Below are 20,633 nucleotides of genomic sequence, written 5' to 3' on the forward strand. Positions count from 1 at the left end.
GACGCGCCGCTGTCCCGTCAGGTATAGGGGGTTGTCCTTCACACCGGCAAGAGGCTCGCCGACCGCGCCATGGGCTTTCTGAACGAACTGATCGAGCCGGGCTGCGCCACCCGTCATGAAGGGGAGCGCCTCATTCTGGCGTTGTCGGGGGACTGGACCATCACCACCGCAATGACCGGAGAACGTCTGGTCGAACAGCTTTGCGCCGATGTCCGCGCCGCCATCGTCGTGGTGGATTTCTCGGCGGTGCAGCGTCTCGACACGGCCGGGGCCTGGATCATCCACAAGCTGCGCGGCCGTGTCGAATACACCGGCGCGCGTGTCCAGCTTGCCGGTGTCAGCGAGGAACAGCGCCTGCTGATGGGCGAGGTCGATGCCCATCATCCGCCGACCTTCGTTCCCGACGCGCAGAAGTTTTCCATCATCGGTCTGTTCGAGACCACCGGCCGCGCCGTTGTCGACGCCTGGCAGGACTGTGTGGCGATGCTGCATATCCTCGGGTCGCTCAGCATGGTGATCTTCACCGTCCTGTTCAATCCGAGGCGCCTGCGTGGCATTGCCATCGCCGTGCAGTTCGACAAGACCTGCATCGGGGCGGTGCCGATCGTCGCGCTGATGAGCTTTCTGATCGGTGCGATCATTTCGCAGCAGGGCGGCTTCTATCTGCGCCAGTTCGGCGCCGACCTGTTCGTGGTCGATCTGGCGGGCGTGCTGGTCCTGCGCGAGATCGGCGTGCTGCTGACGGCGATCATGGTCGCCGGGCGCTCCGGCTCGGCCTTCACCGCCGAACTTGGCTCCATGAAGATGCAGGAGGAGATCGACGCCCTGCACGTGATCGGCCTCAGCGTGACGGAAGTCCTCGTGCTGCCGCGCATCCTGGCGCTCATGGCGGCCGTGCCGGTGCTGACCTTCATCGCCGATGTCTCGGCGCTGACCGGGGCGGCCCTGGTGTCCTGGGCCTATCTGGAAATCCCGCCGCAGGCCTTCATCTCGCGTCTGCAGGAAGCGATCACCCTGCAGACCTTCCTCGTCGGCCTCGTCAAGGCGCCGTTCATGGCGCTGATCATCGGGCTCATCGCCTGCGTCGAGGGGCTCAAGGTCGGCGGCTCGGCAGATTCCCTCGGCCGCCACACCACCCTCTCGGTCGTCAAGGCCATCTTCCTTGTGATCGTCGTCGATGGCCTCTTCGCCATCTTCTTTGCCGCGATCAACGTGTGAGGCCGTCGTGAGCGAACTCCAGCAGCCAGCCCGCGACGGTCAGACGGTTCCCGCCGGCGGGCGGCCCGTGCTCCTGTCTGCCCGGGGCGTGACCGTGGGCTTCGGCAGCAAGCTGATCCTCGAGAACCTCGATCTTGATGTCTACCGGGGCGAGGTGCTCGGCTTTGTCGGCGGCTCCGGCACCGGCAAGTCGGTCCTGATGCGCACCATTCTCGGCCTCACCCCGCGCCGGGCAGGCCAGATCACGGTGTTTGGCCAGGATCTGGACAGCGCCACGCCCGAGCAGCGCAACCAGATCGAGCGACGCTGGGGCGTCTTGTTCCAGCAGGGCGCGCTGTTCTCGTCGCTGACGGTGAAGCAGAACATCCAGGTGCCGATGCGCGAGTATACGGGCCTGTCGCAGGTTCTCATGGACGAGCTGGCCTGGCTGAAGCTCGAGCTGGTCGGCCTGCCGCGGGATGCGGCCGACAAGTACCCCTCGGAACTCTCCGGCGGGATGGTCAAGCGCGCGAGCCTTGCCCGGGCGCTGGCACTTGATCCCGATCTGGTGTTCCTGGACGAGCCGACCTCCGGCCTTGATCCGATCGGTGCGGCCGCCTTCGACAATTTGATCGCGAAGCTCCGTGAAACCCTCGGGCTCACTGTCTACATGGTGACACATGATCTCGACAGTCTGCACAGCATCTGTGATCGAATCGCGGTACTAGGGGAGCGCCGGGTCTTGTTGGCAGGCACAATCGAAGACATGATGGCCAGTGATCATGCCTGGGTTAAATCCTATTTCCGGGGCGAGCGCGCCCTGCGCAGGGTTTGAAGGACGTTAAATGGAAACCCGCGCCAACTATGTGATCATCGGCGGCTTCGTTCTCGGCATTCTCTTTGCCGCGTTCCTCTTCATCTACTGGCTTGCAGCCACGGCGGACAGCCGGTCGAGCGTCAACGTCAAGGTTGTGTTCCCGGGTCCCGTGACCGGTCTGCCGGTGGGCGGTCAGGTGCTGTTCAACGGCATCAAGGTCGGTGACGTGGGAGCGCTCGATTTCGACCCGAATGACCCGCGCATCGTCATCGCCACCATCCGCGTCACGCCGACCGCGCCGCTGCGCAAGGACGTGAAGGCGACGCTGGGCTTCCAGGGCCTGACCGGCGTCGCCTATGTCGACCTGACCGGCGGGACCACCGGCACCGACCTGCTGCTCAGCAACAGCAACGGTCAGGAGCCGGTGATCTACGCGGACCGCTCCTTCTTCGACGACATCATCGACCATGGCCGGGAGGTGCTGCGCAAGGCCGACCGGACGCTGGCCTCCGTCGACACGATCATCCAGGAGAACAGGCCTGCCGTTGCCGCCACGGTGCGCAATGCCGAGGTGTTCTCGGCCGCGCTGGCGCAGAATGCCGACGGCGTGAAGGAATTCATGAGCTCGATCGGCGAGGCGACGACGGCCTTCAAGTCGCTGGCGGGGCGCATGGAAGGGCTTGTCAGCGAGGGCGAGCGCATTCTCGCGGCCGTGCCGGCCGACAAGGTCGACGAGCTCGTCGGCAATGTCACGGCCTTCTCCCAGTCGCTGCGCGATGCCGGGCCGGAGATCGAGCGCATCGTGGCTGACGCAGAGTCTGCAACGGCCAACATCAACCAGTTCACCGAACGCCTGAACGGATCGCTGAGCCAGATCGAGGCCGTGGTCAACGCGGTCGATCCGCAGGCGGTGACGCGGGTCGTCGACGGGGCTGCGGCTCTCGGTGACGTGCTCGCCAGCCGCTCGCCCGACATTGACCGGGTCATTGCCTCGACGGCGGGGACGATGGAAAACCTCGACCAGATCACCGACACGGTGCGGGCGCGGGAAGCCGACTTCCTCGCCTTCCTGACCGAGGGGCGTCAGCTCGTCGACGAACTGCTGAAGACGGTGCAGTCGGCCGGGGGCGTCGTGGCGGCGGTTGATCCGGCCCGCGTCGGCAACATCCTGGCGAATGTGGACAGGGTCATCACCGACGTCTCGGCCCAGGGCGAGGCGATCACCGCAACCGTCAGCTCGGCGCGGGCCGCGGCAGCCAACATCGAGACCTTCACCCGCGATCTCAACGCCCGTCGCGGCGATGTCGACCAGATCATCACCGATGCCCGCACCGTCTCCGGCAACCTGACGACCGCCTCCGACAAGCTCAATGGCCTGATGGACAACGTGAACTCGATGGTTGAGGGCAATGGCGAGGGGCTGATCGTCGAGGCGACCAAGGCAGCGGCCGCGATCCGCAAGATTGCCGAGACCTTCGAGAGCCGGGCCGGCGGCATTGCCGATGGCCTGAGCAAGTTCGCACAGCAGGGCTCGACGGATTTCGCGGCCACGCTGGACCAGATCAACCGGACCTTTGCCGCGATCCAGCGCGCAGTCGACAACTTCGACCGGGCGCCCAACCGTGTCATCTTCGGGGGTGACGAGGTGCCGCGGTTCAACGGGGCGCAGCGGCGCTAGGGCGCCTGGACAGGATGAAGCCATGATCGGACGTGACACGAGGCAGCAGGATGGCGGCACGCGCCCCGGGGGCGGGCGGCTGTCGTTGCGCATGAGGGCGCTGGGGCTTGCCTGCGGCTGCCTCATGCTGGCCGCCTGTGCCTCCACCGCGCCCAGTGCGCTCTATGGCCTGCGGGCGGCATCCGGCTTCGATGCGGGGCCGAAGCGTCCGGTTCAGGTCCTGGTGGCCACGCCCCGGGCGCTCAGCGCGCTCGACACCTCCAACATTGCCGTGGTGGACAAGGGGCTGGCCTACAGCTACTTCCCGCAGGCTGCCTGGACGGACCAGCTGTCCAACGTGGTGCAGGCCGGGCTTGTCCAGACGCTCGAGAACACCAACCGGCTCAAGGGGGTCGGTCTTGCCGGCGAGGGGTTGCTGATCGACTTCCAGCTGCAGACCGAACTGCGCTCCTTCCAGCTCGACGTTCAGGGCGGCAACCGGGCGGTCGTCGAGATCGCCGCCAAGCTTGTGAATGATCGCAATGGACGGGCAGTCGACAGCCGGATCTTCACGGCAACGGTTCCTGCCGGCGGCGCGTCGGTGGAACAGGCCGTGTCGGCGCTCAACCAGGCGGCCGATCAGGTGTTCCGCGAGATGGCGGTCTGGGTGCTCTCCAAGGTCTGAGGCCGGTCCCGTCGCGCTGCTGCCGCCGCGCGGCGCTCCCACGAAAGGTCATGCGCCCGGTCCGTGCCCGTCACGGCCGGGCGTTTTGCCTTGCAGCCATTGGAGGCGTCCGGCCGGCCCGGTGACCTCTGCGCTGGCGCCAGGGACGGGCAGGGGAGCGCCCGGCGCGCGCGCTGGCATGAGACAGAAAAAGGGCCCGCCAGAGAGGATCTGGCGGGCCCTTCTTTGTGTTCAGCGCGTGCCGAACCGGTCTCAGTCGAGGCGGCCGCTGGCGTGGGCCAGCATCGTGTAGACCTTGCCGGTGTCGGAGGTCAGATAGGTCTGACCCAGCATGTTGTCGCGGTCATTGCGCGAGACCTGGGCGAGCAGAGCCTCGAAATCGGCGATGTAGCGGTCCACGGCGGTCCGGAACTCCGGATCGCGACCGTACTTCTGCCGGATCTCGTCGAAGGTCTGCTGGCCCTGGAGCGTGTAGAGCCGGCGCGTGAAGACATGGCGTTCGCCACGCTTGTAGCGGTCCCACAGGTCCACGAAGGTCTCGTGGTCGATGGCCCGGGCGATGTCCATGGACAGCGAGTTCAGGCTTTCGACCATGTGCAGCGGCGAGCGCGGCGTCTTGGGCTGCGCGGTCTCCTCGTCGCGCGAGGCGCGGCGCAGGAGGTCGCTCACCCAGCCCTTGCTGCCGCTCTCGGCCGGGGCTGCAGGCGCCTCGACCGGGGCCGGACGGCGCGGGGCCTCGGCGCGCGGGGCCGGACGCTCGATCTCGGTCCGGGCCGGGGCGGCCGGGCGCGGGGCCGGCTGGCTCTGGAACGAGGCCGCCGGGGCCGGGGCGCTGGCCGAGGCGACCAGACGGTCCTGCTGCGGACGGGAGATGTCGAGCGTGTTGGACTGACGTGCGACGATCTCGGACAGCTCGGTCAGGGCCCGGATCTGCTCGTTGACGACCTTGCGCAGCGCGGCCGTGGACTCCTCGGCCTCCTCCGGCAGGTTCATCACGCCCTGCTTCAGTTCCTTGCGCGTGGTCTCCAGCTCGCGATGCACCTCGCGGGCCACGTCGCGCATGCGCGTTGCGGCTTCGCCGAAGCGTTCGGAGGCTTCCGCGACGGTCCGCGTCATCTCCTTCATGATCTCGTCCTGGACGTTGCGGATGGCATCGCGGGCGCGCTGGCCTTCCATGCCGGCCGTCAGTCGCATGGACTCGAACTGTTCCGCCACCTGGCGCGACGCCGCTTCGGCTGCAGCCGCCAGCATTGCGGCCGCTTCACGGGCCTTGTCGTCGGCCGTTTCCAGCGTCTCGGACAGGGTGTTGGTGAAGGTCCGCATCAGCGTGTCGACGGTCTCCGTCTTGGCGAGCAGCGTGTCGGCCACGGCCTCGATCGCCGTCTTGCGCTCGCCGACCCGGTTCTCGACGAGACGGTTGGTCTCTTCCAGATGGCGGGCGGCGGCGATCAGGCTCTGGCTCTGCTGGTCGAAGCGCGAGGCCAGCGCCTGGATGTCGGCGAGAACGGTGCTCGTGACATCGCGCAGCGCGCCGACCTGGCCGTCGATGAGGCCGGTCGAGGCGCTCGTCTCGGCAACCGCGCGGTCGACGGCATTGCGGAACTCGTTCGCCCGGCGGGCCAGGTTCATCTCGACGTCGGCCAGGTTGGCGCCGGCGTGCGACATGACGTCCTGCAGGGTGGCATTGGACTGGTCCAGCCGGTCGAGGATCGCGGACACGTCCGCCTCGAGCTGGCCCTTGGTCTTCTCCAGCAGCGCGACGGCGCGGGTCGAGCGCTCGTCGATGCCCGAGATGATCCGGTCGCCGGCATCCACCAGCGAGCGGGTCGCTTCGAGGCCATGATGCGCGAAGCTGTCGGAGACATCGCGGCCCTTGACGACGACGGCGTCGAGGATGGCGCGATGGATTTCGCCGATCCGGGTGGTGAGCTCGCCGGCGCGGGCCTCGATGGCGGCGACGAGGTCGTTGCCGTCGGTGCCGACCAGGCGGGCAAACTCGCCGCTGCGCTCACCGAAGGCCGCGTTGAGTTCTGCGGCCTTGTCGAGCATTTCCTTGGCCACTGCGGTGCCGCGCTGCGTCAGCAGGTCTGCGGCCTGCTGCACGGTGCTGCTGACACGGCTGCGCACCGCGTCGGCCTCGCCGGACATCAGGTTGCGCATTTCCTCGACCGTGCGGGTGAGGGTGACGCGCGCATGTTCGCTTTCGGCGGTCAGGTTGCCGGAGATCTCGGCGATGGTGCGCGACAGGTCCGCACGGACCTTTTCGCTTTCGCCGGTGAGCGATCCGGAGAAGTCGGCCAGCGTGCCCACGTAGAGGGTGCGGGCCTTCTCGCTTTCCGCGGCCATCGAGCGGGCCGCCTCGGCGACCGCCGTCAGCACCAGATCGCGCACGCGGTTGCCCTCGCCGGACAGCAGGCCGGTGGCCTCCGCCATGGCGCTGGCGACCGTCTGCGCAGCGCGCTGGCTTTCGCCGGACAGCTGGCCGGTGGCCTCGGCCATGGCGCTGGTGACCGTCTGTGCTGCGCGCTGGCTCTCGCCGGACAGCATGCCGGTTGCTTCCGCCATGGCGCTGGTGACCGTTTCGGCCGCCTTCTGGCTTTCGCCGACGAGCACGCCGCGTGCCTCGCCCACGGCTCCGAGCACCAGCTGGCGCAGGCGTTCGCCCTCACCGCTGAGCTTGCCGGTGACGTCGCTGAAGGTGACGTTGACGGTGTCCACGGTGCGCTCGCGTTCCTCGGCAAGCGAGGCGGCGGCGCGGGTGACCACGTCGAGAACCATGTCCCGCACGCGGCCGCTTTCGTCGGCCAGGACGGAGCTGGCCTCGGACATGGCGCTGGTCAGCGTGTCGCGCGCCTTCTCGGTCTCGCTCGACAGGGTACCGGAAATCGAGGTCAGGCGCTCGTTCAGAACCGCTTCCAGCTGGCTGGCGCGGGTGTCGAGGGTTTCGGCCACTTCAAAGACTTTGGCCCCGAGCGAAACATTGATCTCGGCGATGCGCTCCGACAGGGACTCGGTCAGTTCCGCGCTCTGGCGGGCCAGCACGCTGCCGGCCTCGTCGAGGCGGCTGTCGAGTGCCTGCGTCATCTCGGCCTGGCCGTCGACGAAGGCCTTCGCGATCTCGCGGGTGCGGGCAATCAGCGTCTCGCTGATCTGGCGCGCGCGGCTGTCGAGCGTCTGGTCGATGCGCTCGGTGCCCGAGATCATGTTCTGCGTCAGATGCTCGGCCTTTTCCGAGATCGTCAGCGCGGCCGTGTCGACCTTCTCGGCGATGAGCTGGCCGACGGTCTCGGCCTTCTCCACCAGCTGTTCACCGGCGGATTCCACGCGCCGCGACAGCTCGTAGGTGATCGCGTCGGAGCGGTCGGCCAGAACCTCGGCAATGGTGCGCGACTTCTGCTCCAGCGTCTCGCTGAGCGCTTCGGTGCGGGTGCCGATTGCTTCGGCAAGCAGGCTGGTGCGCGATTCCAGCGCAGCCTCGAAGGAGGCGGTGCGCTGTTCCAGGGTCAGGTCGAGGCTGTTGATCCGGCTGTCGAGCGATGCATCCAGGCCGCTGACGCGGGTGTCGAAGGTCGCATCGAGCGTTTCCAGACGGCTGTCGAGGGTCTGGGCGAGGATCTGGGCACGGCTGTCGAAGGACTGGACCAGCTGCGAGCCGCGGTTGGCAACGATCTGCTCCAGCTCGGTGAGCCGTTCCGAGAGGCCTTCCTGCAGTGCCTGGCCGCGCTCGTCGAGCGTGGCGGCGATGCGGTCGCCGACCGAGCCGATGTCGGTGGACACGCGCTCGCCACGGGTGCCGATCAGACGGGCCAGTTCGGTGCCGGTTTCGGCCAGCTTCTGGGCAAGCTCGGTCGTGCGCTGACCCAGGCTTGCCGAGATCTCCGAGGAGGCGGTGGCCAGGGTTTCGCGGAAGTCGATGGTCTGGCTTTCGATCAGCAGGGCCATTTCGGTGCCGCGGGCGCCGAGACGCTTGTCCAGCTCCTCGCCATGCACGGTGATGGCGGTCTCGATCCGGTCGCTGATCGTGCCGAGGCGCTCGGCGAGCGAGCCGCCATGCACGGTGATGGTCTGCGTCAGGCTGGAGGAGGTCTCGTCCAGCTTGGCGGCGATCTCGCCGCCGCGCAGGGACAGGTCGACCACGATGGATTCGCCGGTGCCGCGCAGGATTTCGGCCACTTCGGCGCTGCGCTCGGACAGGGTCTCGACGATCTCGGCGCCCTTCACCGAGATGGTGTCGGTGACCTGCTGGCCGCGCTGGGAAATGCTTTCCACGACGCGTTCGCCGGTTTCGTTCAGCGAGTTGTCGAGATGGGTGACGCGGGTGTCGACGGTGGTGATCAGCTCGCTGGTGCGGGCGGTGATCGTGTCGATCAGGCGGCCGCTCGTGAGGGCGAGCGTCGCGTTCAGCTCGTCGCCGCGCAGGGCGATCGTGTCGCCGACCGAGGCGCCGGTGCGCTCGAGCGCATCGGTGAAGGCCTGGGTGCGCTCGGTCAGCGTTGCGTTGATCTCGCCGCCGCGGACGGTCAGCGTCTCGACGAATTCCTTCGCCGTGCTGGCGAACCGGTCGTTGACGTCCTGGCCGCGCAGGCTCAGCGTCTCCCACAGGTCATTGCCGGTGCGCGACAGGTTGTCGACCATTTCGCTGCCGGTGGTCGTCAGGCGAGCGACATAGTCGCCGGCGCGTTCGGTGAGCGCCTCGACCAGCTCGGAGCCGGAGGCGGTGAGGGACGAGTTGAGCGCTTCGATGCGGCTGTCGACCGAGCCCGTGAGGTCGTTGATCCGGTCTTCGACGGCCGCCACGAGGCGCGAGGTGGCTGTGTCGACGGTCTTCGAGATCTCGTCCGAGGTGGCGGCAAGCTGGCCGGAGAAGTTCTCGTGCGCGCCGGAAATCGTCTCGCGGACGCGTTCGGCGTTGGCGATGATTGCCTCGCGCTGCGACACCAGCTCGTCGATCAGGGCGCGGATCTTCAGCTCGTTGTCATTGTAGGAGCGTTCCAGCGACGAGACCTCGTTGTGCACCAGCACCTCGAGTTCGCTGGCGCGGGCGATGGCGCGCTCGATGCCGTCGCCCATGGCTGCGACCTCGCGGCGGATCGCCTGGCCGACGGTGAGGACGGACTCCTTGGCCATGTCTTCCGGCTCGGCCAGACGCAGGGCCACTTCGGTCATGCCGCGGGCCACGATGCGCATTTCCTGCGCGCGCCAGATCATCATGGCCATGACGAAGAAGAAGAGGATCGGCACCACGATGCCGACGCCGGCGAGGACGAGGCCGGGCGAGGCCATCAGTCCGCCGGTGCTGCCGAGGGTGGCGATCTCCGCACTGAACCCGCTCATCAGCAGGACGCCGCCGATCGCGCCCCAGACGACGCTGAGGGCAAGCGCGACCCAGAAGGGCATGTTCGACGGACGGGCCTGGAGGGCGTAGATCAGGTTGCCGATGCTGCGGCGGTCGTCGTTGGCGGCAGGCGGGCGTCCGCCCCGGCCACGTCCGCGACGTCCGTCAGCCGGTCCGGCGTCGTTGGCCGGGCTGCGCTCCGTTGCCCCGGTGCCCGGCTTTTCCGCCAGTGCTTCGCCAAGGGCGGCGCGCACTGCATCGTCGCCGGGAGCCGCCGCCTTGTCGGGGCCGCCGAAGTCGAGCTTCAGCGCCTCTTCGACCGCCGACAGGGCCGCTTCCGCAGGATCTTTCACCTTCGGGGGATTTGCCATCTTGGATCGCCTCACATCCGTACTCATTACATATCGGAGGCCGAAGCCGCCGAACGCGGTCCCCGTGGCTGACGACCGGACCTGGTCCTGTCGGTGTCACGTGGGCTGTGGCCTGGAACGGGGTGCCGCCTGCCTGTCCCGCCGCATCGCCGGACATGCTTTTCCCCACCCTGCCGCATTACTCAATCTAATGGCACAAACCGTGTTAAGGAACAAGAAACGCCGTTATGCATCAGGCTTCTCAGGGGCTGGAGCGGCGCTGGAACGGCGCGTAAAGTCGTCCAGTCTCGGGGTCTTGTGCCTGCGCCGGAGGGGCGGCCGATCGTTTGCCGCCTGAGCACTGAGCACCTGCGGCGAGGCCTGTCCGCGTCGCGCTGACACCGCTCGACACTCGTGTTTTTTGACGATCCCGGATCCCGTTCCCTGGCCGGTCCCCTTGGCGCCGGGTCCGGCCGCGATCCGGCATGGTCTTGGTTTTCCAATCCATTTCGTCCCGGCGACCGCCGCGCCGGTCAGTGGTGCACCGCTGGCGCCGGGCCGGCGCGGCGGCTCTTCCGGCGGCGCAGGGCGCGCGTCCGGCGTCCGGAGGGCCGTCCGCCGGCCCCGGTCCTGACGCAGTGCAGCAGCCTCTCCGCCCGCTCTCCACACCGTCGTTAACCAATGATTCACTTTGTTGGGGAGAGTTGCGCCGCTGCACCGTCAGTGCCCGCGCTCTTAACCTCGCATTTCCGGAACCGCGCGCAAATCTTTCAAAACATTCCGCTTGCTTGGCATGGGGTTGCGCCTGTTCCGGCGTGCCGCACGGTCGTGGGAGAGAATCAGATGGCGCTTGCAGCCGATGAGGAGGCGGCCTTTGACCGGGACCGCTATGGCCCGACCCCGCCGGTGCGCCGGGCCCAGCTTGCGGAAGCGACCTTCGGCAACCGCGATCTCGAGCAGGAGGTGCTGCGGCTGTTCCTCACCCAGTCGCAAACGCTCGTCTGCCGCCTTGGTGACGTCGAGGCCGCGCCGGAGCGCGCCGACCTCGTCCATACGCTCAAGGGCTCGGCCCGGGCCATCGGGGCCGACCGGCTGGCGGGCGTCTGCGAGACGGTCGAGGCGGAGCTGCGCGCCGGCGAGGCGCCGGCCATGCTGACGCTGGTCAGCCTCGTCGAGGAGGCACAGGACTACATCCGCCGCGTCCTGCTTGCCTGAGGCAGGCGGCCGGGCGCGCGGCTCAGCACCGGCTGTCGGGCGCTCTCCGGGTTTCGCCGGGCACGACCTTGCGCCTTGACGTTTCGCCGCGAACCTTTATCTCGGACACGTCAGGTTTTTCCCATCGGACGGACGCGTTACATGCCTCATATCACCTTCATCACCACCGATGGCGCGCGCCATGAAGTCGACGCCGCCGAAGGCGCGACCGTCATGGAAAGCGCCATCAAGCACATGGTCCCCGGCATCGAGGCCGAGTGCGGCGGCGCCTGCGCCTGCGCCACCTGCCATGTCTACATCGACGAGGCCTGGGCCGCGAAAACCGGCAGCCCCGAGCCGATGGAAGAGGACATGCTCGACTTTGCCTATGACGTGCGTCCGACCTCGCGCCTGTCCTGCCAGATCAAGATGAGCGCCGCCCTCGACGGGCTCGTGGTCCACGTGCCCGAACGCCAGGCCTGAGCCTTCCCAAAGAAGCAGAAAACGCCCGCGCTGGGAGACGCGGGCGTTTTCGTGTGTCCTGACCCTCACTCCGCCGGTCGGGCGGATGTGCTGCTCCAGGGCAGGACAACCTCGTTGCCGGCGTCCGGGTGACGCGGCACCAGTCTGGACAGTGCCAGACTGCACAGGGCCATGGCGGCTCCGGTCAGGAACACCGCTGCCGGCGAGACCAGCCAGAGCAGTCCGAACACGACAGGGATGAACACGGCCGCGATGTGGTTGATCGTGAAGGCCACGCCAGCCGTGGGGGCGATGTCGGCAGGGTCTGCGATCTTCTGGAAATAGGTCCGCATGGCGATCGAGATCGCGAAGAACATGTGGTCGATGACATAGAGCGCCGCCGCGGCCATCGCGTTCGTCACGAAGGCATAGCCGACGAAGACGAGGAACAGCCCGCCATACTCGATCGCCATCGCGCGCCGCTCGCCGATGTGCCCGATCATCTGGCCGATCCTGGGGGCGACCAGCATGTTGACGAGGCCGTTGATCAGGAACAGGCCGGCCACCTCATGCACGTCGTAGCCGAAGCGCTCCACCATCAGGAACCCGGCGAAGACCGTGAAGATCTGACGCCTTGCCCCCGCCATGAAGGTGAGCGCGTAGTAGAGCCAGTAGCGCCGGCGCAGGATCAGCTTCTTGTGCTGGGGCACGCCCTCGCGGAACTTCGGGAAGGCGACCAGCAGGCCGGCCACGGCCAGGAGCGTCGTCACGCCGGAAATCAGGAACACGGTCTCGAAGGTCAGGCCGAATGTCTTCCAGCCGACCAGGATCAGCGAGTAGGCAACCAGCTGCGCGAAGGCGCCGACCGCCAGGATCTTGCCCATGCCGGCAGCGGCGGTCTGCTTTGGCAGCCACTGCATCGACAGCGACTGGGCCATTGTCTCGTAATAGTGGAAGCCGATCGACATGATGAGCGTGGTGACATAGAAGCCCATCGCGGTCGGGAAGTACCCGGTCACGGCGACGCCAAGGCCGAGACACAGCAGCGCGGCATAGGCCAGCGTCTGCTCCCGCACCAGCAGCAGCAGATAGACAGCCGTAAAGGCGAGAAACCCCGGAATTTCCCGGATCGACTGCTGGATGCCGATTTCCTTGCCGGTGAAGGCCAGTTCCTGGACGGCGAAGTTGTTGACCAGGTTCCACCAGCCGGCAAAGGACAGCTGCATCGCCCCGGCCATCACCATCAGAAGCACCAGCGGCGAGCGCCAGCCGGTTGCCGTCATCGGGTCTGCGCTGCGGGTGAAGAAGCTCATGTCGGGTCCGTCCGTCTGCCGGCGCGAGGCCGGTCAGCCCATTTCTGAACCGTACGGTACGGTTCATTTTTCGGGTATACTCCCGCCTGCACCTTGCCCGTTAGCGATGTTTTGTCATCAAATGTCGCCGAGTTGCCAAAAAGAGGGGCTGACCTTGCCCATTCATCCCGAGCTTTACGCCCTGCCGGACGGCCCCGTCGTCGCGCCGATCTACGGCTATTCGGCGCATCAGGCGGCCGGGTCGGTGACGCGGCTGCATTGCCACGATGCCGGACAGCTCTTTCATGTGGTGCGGGGCTCGCTCGCCATCGACACCGAACGGGGCACCTATTTCGTGCCGCCGGAGCGGGCTGTCTGGATGCCGGCCCGGTTTGCCCACGAGACGCGCTACCTGACCCAGTCCGAGGTCCGTTACCTCTATGTCCAGCGCGATGCCGCCGGTGCCTTGCCGGCAGAGCCTCGCATCCTGCAGATGACCCAGCTTCTGCGCGAGCTGATCCTGGCCTACATGTCCTTTGCGCGCGCGGAGACGGCCGAGGGGCCGGCCGCCCGCATCGGGGCGGTCATCCTTGACCAGCTGGTGCTGCAACCGGCGCAGGGGCTCGACCTGCCGATGCCAGCGGAGGACCGGATGCGACGGCTGTGCGAGCGCATCGCGCGGGATCCTGCCGCCGCGCCGCCGCTGACCGAAGCGGCCGAGAGCTGCGCCCTGTCCGTGCGCTCCTTCGAGCGTCGCATCCAGGCGGAGACGGGGCTGTCGTTCCGCAGCTGGTGCCGGCAGGCGCGGCTGTTCCGGGCGCTGGAGCTGCTGGCCTCCGGCTGCAGCGTCTCCGATGTCGCCTTTCGGCTCGGCTACGAGGGGCCGAGCGCCTTCGTTGCCACGTTCCGCAAGGCCTTCGGCGTCACGCCCGGGCGCTACTTCGAGCCCTCCCTGACGGCCTGATCCTGGCGGCCCGGGCGATCGCCGATCCGGGTCCGTGTTGATCCATCTCAACGCCAAGTGCTTCTGGCGGTGCGAGGTTTCGGGCGGACGAGACCCAGAGGAGGATCCGATGTTCAACACCGTCGTCGTGCCGGTCGATCCGGGCGAGCCGAAGTTTTCCGCGCCGGCGCTCGAGGCCGCCAGCCGCTTTGCCCGCGATTATGGCAGCAGGCTGCGGCTCGTTGCCGTCCTCGCCCATTCGCAGGGCTTTGTCTCCAGCTACCTGCCGCCGGACTTCGAGGAAAAGGCGGTGGCCGATACCCGCGCGATGCTGGATGATCTCGGGCATGGTCTCGGTCTGGCGAAGGAGCAGGTGTCCGTGAGCGTGCGGATCGGGTCGATCTATCACGAGGTCATCGAGGAGGCGAAGGAGGTCGGCGCCGATCTCATCGTGATGGAATCACACCGGCCGGATCTGTCCACCTACCTGCTCGGATCCAATGCGGCCAAGATCGTGCGCCATTCGACCTGCTCGGTGATGGTCCTGCGACAGGGGGCATAGGCAGGGGACATAGGCAGGAGGCGCGTCAGCCCGGTTTGGGGCCCCGGTGTTTGGGGCCCCGGTGTTCCGGCCCAAGTTGGCCGGTGCAGGGTGCCAGGCAGAGCCGTCCCGGTCCCGCGCGCCACAGCCGGTGTCTCGGCGACACCGCGCGCTGGGCTCAGGAGGACCCAGCCGGGACCGCGCACCCGGGACGGGCGGCGCGGAGAAAGCCGGGCGCGGTCAACGGGCCAGATCGCGCATCGCGTCGCTCAGGCCCTCAAGGGTCAGGCCGTACATGCGGCCGCCCATGATCTCGCGCATCATCCGGATGGAGTGGGTGTAGTCCCAGTGCTGTTCCGGCACCGGATTGAGCCAGGCGGCACGGGCGTAAAGTCCCAGCAGCCGCTGCATCCAGACCAGCCCCGGTTCCTCGTTCCAGTGCTCCACCGAGCCGCCCGGCGAGACGATCTCGTAGGGGCTCATCGACGCATCGCCCACGAAGATGATCTTGTAGTCCGACGGATACTTGTGCAGCACGTCCATCGTCGGCAGCCGTTCGCTGTGCCGGCGACGGTTCTCCTTCCACACATGCTCGTACAGGCAGTTGTGGAAGTAGAAGTGCTCCATCACCTTGAACTCGGACCGGGCGGCCGAGAACAGCTCCTCGCAGACGCGGATGTGATCGTCCATCGAGCCGCCGATGTCGAAGAACAGCAGCACCTTCACCGCATTGCGCCGCTCGGGCCGCATCCGGACATCGAGCAGTCCCTTGTGCGCCGTGGAGCGGATCGTCCCGTCGAGGTCGAGTTCGTCGGCCGCACCGGTGCGGGCAAAGCGGCGCAGCCGCTTCAGGGCCACCTTGATGTTGCGCGTGCCGATCTCGACCGTGTCGTCGAGGTCGCGGAATTCGCGCTGGTCCCAGACCTTGACGGCGCGGCGGTGGCGGCTTTCCTTCTGGCCGATGCGCACGCCCTCCGGATTGTAGCCATAGGCGCCGAACGGCGAGGTGCCGGCCGTTCCGATCCACTTGTTGCCGCCCTGGTGGCGCTCCTTCTGCTCCTCCAGCCGCTTGCGCAGCGTCTCCATCAGCTTGTCGAAGCCGCCGAGGCTCTCGATGAGCGCCTTTTCTTCCTCGCTGAGGTGCTTCTCCGCCAGCTTGCGCAGCCAGTCCTCCGGGATCTCCGCCCCCGGCGCATCGCTGATGAGGTCGAGACCCTTGAAGACATGGCCGAAGACCCGGTCAAACCGGTCCAGATTGGCCTCGTCCTTCACCAGCGCGGTGCGGGCCAGATAATAGAAATCCTCGACCTTGCGCCCGGCAAGGTCGAGTTCCAGCGCGCGCATCAGGTCGAGATATTCGCGCAGGGAGACGGGCACACCCGCCGCCTTCAGCTCGGAGAAGAAGGTGATGAACATGCACGGAAGGTAGGCGGAGCGGCCAGCCTTGTCGAGAGCCGGCCAGCCCGTCCGTCACCGGGCGCGGCGTCTGCCCCCTGCCGGGCTGCCGGCCTGCGGCTCAGCCGCCGCTGTCGCGCAGGTCCGGGTGCAGGCTCCTGCCCAGAACATGGGCGTCGTTGCCGAGGACATGGTGCGCCGCGCCGACGATCAGCGGGTCCGGCTGGCCGACGAGATGATGGTCCTTGTCCGGGTAGGGCAGGGTGTTGAGGAAGTGCTCCATGCAGTTGAGGCGGGCCCGTTTCTTGTCATCGGACTTGATGATGGTCCAGGGCGCGTCGGCCGTGTCCGTGTAGAAGAACATGGCTTCCTTGGCCTCGGTGTAGTCATCCCACTTGTCGAGCGAGGCCAGGTCGATCGGTGAGAGCTTCCACTGCTTCAGCGGGTCGGTCTGGCGTTCGGTGAAGCGCTTGCGCTGCTCCTCCTGGGTCACCGAGAACCAGTACTTGAACAGCCGGATGCCGTCGCGCACCAGCATGCGCTCGAACTCCGGGCACTGGCGCATGAACTCCAGATACTGGTTGGCGGTGCAGAAGCCCATCACACGCTCGACGCCGGCGCGGTTGTACCACGAGCGGTCAAACAGGACGATCTCGCCGGCGGCGGGCAGGTGCTGGATGTAGCGCTGGAAGTACCACTGTCCGGCTTCGCGCTCTGTCGGCTTCTGCAAGGCCACGACCGTTGCGCCGCGCGGGTTCAGATGCTCCATGAAGCGCTTGATGGTGCCGCCCTTGCCGGCGGCGTCGCGGCCCTCGAACAGGATGATGACGCGCTGGCCGGTCTCCTTGATCCAGCGCTGCGCCTTCAGCAGCTCGACCTGCAGCTTCTCCTTGCGCTTCTCGTAAGGCTCCGTCCGCATGCGCGTGGCATAGGGGTACTCGCCCGTTTCAAAGATCTGGCGGATCGTTGCCGGGTCGTGGCGCATCTCGGTGATGCTGCGACGCGGGGCTGGCGCCGGTGCCGGGGCAGGCTCCAGCGCGGGCGTCGGCGCCGCTGCCGGAGCCGGTGCTGCGGCCCCGACCTCAACCGGCGTGGCCGGGACCTCAGGGGAGGCGGCGCCGGCTGCCGGGGTTGCTTGCACCTCGGCCGCAGCGGTGCTGCCTGTCGCGCCGGCAGGGCTCCGGGCTCCGGTCGTGCGCCGGGCGCCGGTGCGGCTGGAGGGCTTGCGTGCGGCGCGTGCCGGCTTGTCTGCGGATGCGTCTTCGGTCATGCGATCTCCCCCCGGGAACAGCCCGTCTCAGGCATCAAAGCTTAGCAGGCAAATCCGATCAAGACGTTGATCGAGGTCAGTCCCGTGTCCGGGCTGTTCCCGTTCGGCTTGCGGTCATGTGGGACTGTTGCCTGCATCCGCCCGCGGATCGGATTTGGTCAGCTCGCCGAGAAAATCGGAGATGCGGGGCCCGCGCGTGCCCACGAAGGGGGCCGGGCGACAGACGTCGGTGGCGGCAACGCCGATCCGGGCCGTGAGCAGGCCGTTGATCACGCCCTCTCCGAGCCGTGCCGACAGCCGGGCCGCAAGGCCATGGCCGAGAAACTGCGAGACAAGGCTGTCGCCGGCCGCCATTCCTCCTGTCAGGGCGAGATGGCCGGCCACTTCGCGCGCCAGACGGAGGAACCCCAGGGTGCCGGGCCGGCCGCCATAGAGGCTGGACAGGCGGCGGATGATGCGGATGTTCTCCGCCAGCACCACCAGGAGATCGAGCGCGGCGCGCGGGCTGACGGCCGTGATGAGCGACACGCGCTTGGCACTGTCGGTCACGATCCGGCGCGCGGCCGCGTCCAGCGGTGCCAGAAGCTCCCGCTCCGCCAGCAGGACGAGGTCGCGTCCGTCGATGATCTCGGCCAGGTGTGCCTTCATCGCGGCACGTCCCCGGGCGGTCTCCGGCCGCTTGGCATAGAGATCAAGCAGCTCGCCGATGGCCGCCTTGGCCTTGCGGGCGTCGTCCTCTGCGGCCGCCGTTGCGAGGGCGTCCCTGAGCCGGTCGATCCGGCGCAACCGGGCGAGCCCCGCCAGCTCGCTGATCACCAGCCCGGCAAAGCCAAGGGCCGCCAGCGCCACCAGCCCGAGACCGAACCAGCCCAGCCAGTCGGTGCGGGCAAACAGGTCGCGGATCAGGCTGTCGATGGCCAGGCCGAGGGCAAGGCTGGTCAGGCCTGCGAGACCCGCCAGCAGCCAGCGGCCGAAGCGGTGGCCGGCGGCAGAGGGCTCGGGCGGCGGCGGCAGTTCGTCCGCGTCCGCGGCTGCCGGGATGATCCGCGCCTCGTTGCGGAGCGGGCTGCCCAGGCTGCCATCCTCGAAGCGCACATTGGCGTCGTCGAGGCGGAAGGCGGCCGGGCGACGGGGCTTGCGGGGCTCTTCGGTCATGCGAGCCGGTCTCCGATCAGGAAGTTCAGCGCCCGGTCGAGGCGGATATGCGGCAGCGACAGGGTCAGGCCCTCGGCCGTGCGTTCCAGGGCAGGCGGGCGGAAACGGACAAAGCGCAGCCCTGCCGCTCCGGCGCCGCGCAGGGGCCCGGTGCCTTGCGGTTCAGCAGGAGAATCAAGCTCTGCACGTGATGATTCTGATTCAAGCGGCTCGAAAAGTGAGTCCGGATCCCGTGGCAAGTCCCCGGGAAACATGGCGATTTCCGTTTTTCCGTCGTAGGCGTCGCCGTGAACGGTCTCGCCCGGCAGCGGCGTTCCGAGAATGGCCGGCAGGTCTTCGCCGGCATGGCGCACCGTTGCCTCACGCGTTGCGCGAACGGCAGCGAGCGCCAGAACCTCGATCTCGGCCCCCCGGAACTCGGCATGCTCGATGCCCCGGGCCACCAGCCGGCGCAGGATGGCCTCGAGCCGGTCGTGGTCGTCGCGGTGCAGGTGGTCGGCCTTGGTGGCGGCAAACAGGATCCGGTCGATGCGACGCGTCAGGATCGACGACAGCCAGCTGGCCTTGCCCGGGCGGAACGAGGTCAGCACCTGGCCAAGCGCGGTCTCCAGGTCGCGCAGCGCTGCCGGCCCGGCATTGAGGGCCTGCAGCGCGTCGACGAGCACGATCTGCCGGTCCAGCCGGGCGAAATGGTCATGGAAGAACGGCCGCACCACATGCTTCTTGTAGGCCTCGTAGCGGCGTTCCATCATCGCGCGCAGCGATCCCTGCGGCGCTGTCTGCGGCGTGCCGGTCAGGTCCAGCGGCGCGAAGGTGAGGGCCGGTGACCCGTCCATGTCGCCCGGCATCAGGAACCGTCCGGGCGGCAGCATCGACAGCGCGTGGTCGTCGGCGCGGCAGGCGGCAAGGTAGGCGGTGAAGGCCTTGGCGAGGGCGCGCGCCTCCGCCTCGCTTTCCGGCCCGAGCGGGTCGATGCGCGACAGGACGTCCAGGTAGTCCCCCGCCAGCGCCTGCCTGCCGGGCGCACGCGCCAGTCGCAACGCCTCGTCGGAGAAGCTGCGGAAGTCCTTTGCCAGCAGCGGCAGGTCGAGCAGCCATTCCCCGGGATAGTCGACGATGTCGAGATGCAGGCGGCCGCGGCCGAGCGTCCGGTTGAGGAAGGACGCGGATTCATAGTCGATCGTCAGGCGCAGCTCCGACACCTGCCGGGTCGACTGCGGCCAGATCCGGTCATTGACCAGCGCCGCCACATGCGCCTCGTAGTCGAACCGGGGCACGGCGTCGTCCGGCTGCGGTTGCAGCGAGGTTGACGTGATCCGCCGTCCGGCGGCGGCGTCGAACAGGGGCAGACGGCCGCCATGCAGCAGATTGTGCACCAGCGCCGTGATGAAGACGGTCTTGCCGGCCCGTGCAAGGCCCGTGACCCCCAGCCGGAGGCTCGGGACGCCGAGATCGCTCGCGGTGCCGGCGAGGTTTTCCAGCGCCAGCAGGGCTTCGTCGGCCAGGGAGGAGAGTTTCATTGCGGCATCCTTGTCTCACCCGGATGTAGGAAGCCCGCAGGCGGGCCGCAACGCCGGGTCAGACGAGGTCGCGCGGCCGGATGAAATGCAGGAGGCGACCACTCTGGGCGACGAGCCCTGCAAAGTCGGCGCAGGGCAGGTCGATCACGGCCAGGCCCGCGGTCGGAAACTTCTCGCCAAGCGCATGCAGATCGGCGGCAGCGCCCTCGATCACCAGCTCCCGCGCGGTGTCGTGCATCGCCGGATTGTGGCCGATCAGCATCAGGCAGCGCGCATCGCCGCCCTTGCGCCGCATGAGCTCGATGTAATCGGCATCGCGCAGGTCGTAGATCTCGCGGGTCAGCTGGATGTCGCAGTCCGAAGACAGCAGCGGCAGCAGCGGCTGCAGCGTCAGGCGGGTCCGCAGCGCAGTGGAGCACAGGACCCGGTCTGGGCGGAACCCGGACTGGTCGAGCCAGGCCGCCAGACGCAGCGCCGCGTCCACCCCGCGCGGCGCAAGCCCGCGATCATGGTCCGCAAGGTCGGGTGTGCTCCAGTCGGACTTGGCATGGCGGTAGAGGATCAGTCTCGGCATGAAAACCTCCCGGTCGCATGTCGTCTGGATAGCAGGTCCGGGACGCCATGGCATCGGGATTGTTCCCGATCCTGCCGGTCCGAAGCAGACGCCGGTCGCTGGTCTTCGCAATATTAGATAAATTTGATTTGTTCTAAATCAGACAAAGTGCATTTGCGGAGGGCTGCTGTCAAGAAAATAGCCGGTTTAGCTTTGTCGAAGCAAATTTTATCACTGACCCAACGTCATATCTGTTTTCCGGTTGCT

The 20,633-nt window shown here is 67.6% G+C and carries 15 protein-coding genes; 8 read left to right on the forward strand and 7 right to left on the reverse strand.

Annotation, left to right across the window (positions count from 1 at the left end; all coding sequences use genetic code 11):
- Positions 1-69: 69 nt before the first annotated feature.
- From GWI72_RS02520 to GWI72_RS02535, 4 genes are read left to right on the forward strand one after another with little or no spacing between them, the layout of a single operon-like run.
- Positions 70-1,218 (forward strand): ABC transporter permease, encoded by a 1,149-nt coding sequence (locus tag GWI72_RS02520; RefSeq protein WP_161675464.1) that lies wholly within the window; start codon positions 70-72, stop codon positions 1,216-1,218.
- Between the two features lie 7 nt (positions 1,219-1,225).
- Positions 1,226-2,032, forward strand: coding sequence for an ATP-binding cassette domain-containing protein (locus GWI72_RS02525; RefSeq protein ID WP_161707789.1), 807 nt, complete (start codon positions 1,226-1,228; stop codon positions 2,030-2,032).
- A gap of 10 nt (positions 2,033-2,042) precedes the next feature.
- Positions 2,043-3,692, forward strand: coding sequence for an MlaD family protein (locus GWI72_RS02530; protein ID WP_161675469.1), 1,650 nt, complete (start codon positions 2,043-2,045; stop codon positions 3,690-3,692).
- Positions 3,693-3,714: 22 nt separating this feature from the next.
- Positions 3,715-4,356 carry an ABC-type transport auxiliary lipoprotein family protein gene (locus GWI72_RS02535; RefSeq protein ID WP_208995751.1) on the forward strand — a complete coding sequence of 214 codons (642 nt, stop codon included), beginning with the start codon at positions 3,715-3,717 and terminating at the stop codon, positions 4,354-4,356.
- A 252-nt stretch (positions 4,357-4,608) separates the two neighbouring features.
- Here the strand turns inward: GWI72_RS02535 and GWI72_RS02540 are convergent, their stop codons facing one another.
- Positions 4,609-10,062, reverse strand: a complete 5,454-nt coding sequence (locus GWI72_RS02540) for an apolipoprotein A-IV repeat region-like domain-containing protein (protein WP_161707790.1) — start codon at positions 10,060-10,062, stop codon at positions 4,609-4,611.
- Between the two features lie 822 nt (positions 10,063-10,884).
- On the opposite strand from GWI72_RS02540, the gene GWI72_RS02545 reads away from it, so the two are divergent.
- Both GWI72_RS02545 and GWI72_RS02550 read left to right on the forward strand, forming a co-directional pair.
- Positions 10,885-11,256: an Hpt domain-containing protein gene (locus GWI72_RS02545; protein WP_161707791.1), complete on the forward strand. Its 372-nt coding sequence runs from the start codon at positions 10,885-10,887 to the stop codon at positions 11,254-11,256.
- A 141-nt stretch (positions 11,257-11,397) separates the two neighbouring features.
- The gene (locus GWI72_RS02550) at positions 11,398-11,718 is read left to right on the forward strand and encodes a 2Fe-2S iron-sulfur cluster-binding protein (RefSeq protein ID WP_161707792.1); all 321 of its coding nucleotides are present in this window, start codon (positions 11,398-11,400) and stop codon (positions 11,716-11,718) included.
- A gap of 65 nt (positions 11,719-11,783) precedes the next feature.
- Here the strand turns inward: GWI72_RS02550 and GWI72_RS02555 are convergent, their stop codons facing one another.
- Positions 11,784-13,010 (reverse strand): MFS transporter, encoded by a 1,227-nt coding sequence (locus GWI72_RS02555; RefSeq protein WP_161707793.1) that lies wholly within the window; start codon positions 13,008-13,010, stop codon positions 11,784-11,786.
- 154 nt (positions 13,011-13,164) lie between these two features.
- Here GWI72_RS02555 and GWI72_RS02560 point away from each other — a divergent pair, with 154 nt between their 5' ends.
- Positions 13,165-13,953, forward strand: coding sequence for an AraC family transcriptional regulator (locus GWI72_RS02560; protein WP_161707794.1), 789 nt, complete (start codon positions 13,165-13,167; stop codon positions 13,951-13,953).
- 109 nt (positions 13,954-14,062) lie between these two features.
- The gene (locus GWI72_RS02565) at positions 14,063-14,494 is read left to right on the forward strand and encodes a universal stress protein (RefSeq protein ID WP_161707795.1); all 432 of its coding nucleotides are present in this window, start codon (positions 14,063-14,065) and stop codon (positions 14,492-14,494) included.
- Positions 14,495-14,713: 219 nt separating this feature from the next.
- Here the strand turns inward: GWI72_RS02565 and GWI72_RS02570 are convergent, their stop codons facing one another.
- From GWI72_RS02570 to GWI72_RS02590, 5 genes are all read right to left on the reverse strand, one after another.
- Complete coding sequence (locus GWI72_RS02570; RefSeq protein WP_161675482.1) at positions 14,714-15,889, reverse strand: vWA domain-containing protein; 1,176 nt, start codon at positions 15,887-15,889, stop codon at positions 14,714-14,716.
- Between the two features lie 100 nt (positions 15,890-15,989).
- Positions 15,990-17,138 (reverse strand): polyphosphate kinase 2, encoded by a 1,149-nt coding sequence (ppk2, locus tag GWI72_RS02575; RefSeq protein WP_208995752.1) that lies wholly within the window; start codon positions 17,136-17,138, stop codon positions 15,990-15,992.
- Positions 17,139-17,252: 114 nt separating this feature from the next.
- Positions 17,253-18,293, reverse strand: a complete 1,041-nt coding sequence (locus GWI72_RS02580) for a YcjF family protein (protein ID WP_161707796.1) — start codon at positions 18,291-18,293, stop codon at positions 17,253-17,255.
- Positions 18,290-19,813, reverse strand: coding sequence for a YcjX family GTP-binding protein (locus GWI72_RS02585; RefSeq protein ID WP_161675486.1), 1,524 nt, complete (start codon positions 19,811-19,813; stop codon positions 18,290-18,292). Before GWI72_RS02585 ends, GWI72_RS02580 begins: the two co-directional genes overlap by 4 nt.
- 58 nt (positions 19,814-19,871) lie before the next feature.
- Positions 19,872-20,387, reverse strand: a complete 516-nt coding sequence (locus tag GWI72_RS02590) for a SixA phosphatase family protein (RefSeq protein WP_161707797.1) — start codon at positions 20,385-20,387, stop codon at positions 19,872-19,874.
- Between the last annotated feature and the right edge of the window lie 246 nt (positions 20,388-20,633).

Source organism: Pannonibacter sp. XCT-53 (assembly GCF_009915765.1).
GTDB lineage: Bacteria > Pseudomonadota > Alphaproteobacteria > Rhizobiales > Stappiaceae > Pannonibacter > Pannonibacter tanglangensis.

Excerpts from the sequence above, each read along its gene's own strand:
- GWI72_RS02520 (WP_161675464.1), top strand. The coding sequence starts at position 70 with ATGGGCTTTCTGAACGAACTGATCGAGCCGGGCTGCGCCACCCGTCAT.
- GWI72_RS02530 (WP_161675469.1), top strand. The coding sequence starts at position 2,043 with ATGGAAACCCGCGCCAACTATGTGATCATCGGCGGCTTCGTTCTCGGC.
- GWI72_RS02535 (WP_208995751.1), top strand. The coding sequence starts at position 3,715 with ATGATCGGACGTGACACGAGGCAGCAGGATGGCGGCACGCGCCCCGGG.
- GWI72_RS02540 (WP_161707790.1), bottom strand. The coding sequence starts at position 10,062 with ATGGCAAATCCCCCGAAGGTGAAAGATCCTGCGGAAGCGGCCCTGTCG.
- GWI72_RS02545 (WP_161707791.1), top strand. The coding sequence starts at position 10,885 with ATGGCGCTTGCAGCCGATGAGGAGGCGGCCTTTGACCGGGACCGCTAT.
- GWI72_RS02550 (WP_161707792.1), top strand. The coding sequence starts at position 11,398 with ATGCCTCATATCACCTTCATCACCACCGATGGCGCGCGCCATGAAGTC.
- GWI72_RS02555 (WP_161707793.1), bottom strand. The coding sequence starts at position 13,010 with ATGAGCTTCTTCACCCGCAGCGCAGACCCGATGACGGCAACCGGCTGG.
- GWI72_RS02565 (WP_161707795.1), top strand. The coding sequence starts at position 14,063 with ATGTTCAACACCGTCGTCGTGCCGGTCGATCCGGGCGAGCCGAAGTTT.
- GWI72_RS02570 (WP_161675482.1), bottom strand. The coding sequence starts at position 15,889 with ATGTTCATCACCTTCTTCTCCGAGCTGAAGGCGGCGGGTGTGCCCGTC.
- ppk2 (WP_208995752.1), bottom strand. The coding sequence starts at position 17,138 with ATGACCGAAGACGCATCCGCAGACAAGCCGGCACGCGCCGCACGCAAG.
- GWI72_RS02580 (WP_161707796.1), bottom strand. The coding sequence starts at position 18,293 with ATGACCGAAGAGCCCCGCAAGCCCCGTCGCCCGGCCGCCTTCCGCCTC.
- GWI72_RS02585 (WP_161675486.1), bottom strand. The coding sequence starts at position 19,813 with ATGAAACTCTCCTCCCTGGCCGACGAAGCCCTGCTGGCGCTGGAAAAC.
- GWI72_RS02590 (WP_161707797.1), bottom strand. The coding sequence starts at position 20,387 with ATGCCGAGACTGATCCTCTACCGCCATGCCAAGTCCGACTGGAGCACA.